Consider the following 582-nt stretch of genomic DNA (forward strand, 5'->3'; position numbering starts at 1 on the left):
TGGCACGTAAATTACCCGTTGTAACGACACCGCGTACAACGATGTCTAAATCAGGCTCGACAATATGAATGTCACCGGCATTAATGGTGTCTACTGCATGCTGATTAACATCAACCCCCACGACTTCCATTCCGCGCGATGCAATAACGGCGGCGGTGGGTAAGCCAATATAGCCTAAACCGATAACGGATACTTTGTTGATAGACATAGTCTTTATTCCTTAAAACTTGACATTGATGCGCGCTGTTTTTGCTTTACCGTTAATCTCAGTGTTAGCTGAAACAGCGCGGGCAATAAATAGGTTAATTCGTTTTTTTAATGGTGGTCTGTGCGCTTATTAACCGCCAAAGTGCTGTTTAATTTTTGCAACAATACGGGCGCAGGCTTGGCCATCACCATATGGGTTATGAGCACGACTCATGGTGTCGTAATCAGCCTGATTGGTCAGTAAGTTATGGACTTCGCTCACTATGCGGTCTTTGTCTGTGCCGACTAATTTAACCGTACCCGCAGCTACAGCCTCTGGGCGCTCTGTGGTATCGCGCATCACCAGTACCGGTTTACCTAGGCTGGGGGCTTCTT

General features: G+C 46.9%; 2 protein-coding genes. Both read right to left on the reverse strand.

Going from position 1 to position 582, the window contains the following annotated elements:
* The coding region (locus tag PULV_RS00020; RefSeq protein ID WP_227009313.1) for a 3-hydroxyacyl-CoA dehydrogenase NAD-binding domain-containing protein at positions 1-208 on the reverse strand (208 nt) is incomplete at its 3' end.
* Between the two features lie 129 nt (positions 209-337).
* Positions 338-582, reverse strand: a 245-nt coding sequence (locus PULV_RS00025) for a UDP-N-acetylglucosamine 2-epimerase (protein ID WP_193330562.1), incomplete at its 5' end; no start/stop codon positions are given.

The organism is Pseudoalteromonas ulvae UL12 (assembly GCF_014925405.1).
In the GTDB taxonomy this organism is placed as follows: Bacteria; Pseudomonadota; Gammaproteobacteria; order Enterobacterales; family Alteromonadaceae; genus Pseudoalteromonas; species Pseudoalteromonas ulvae.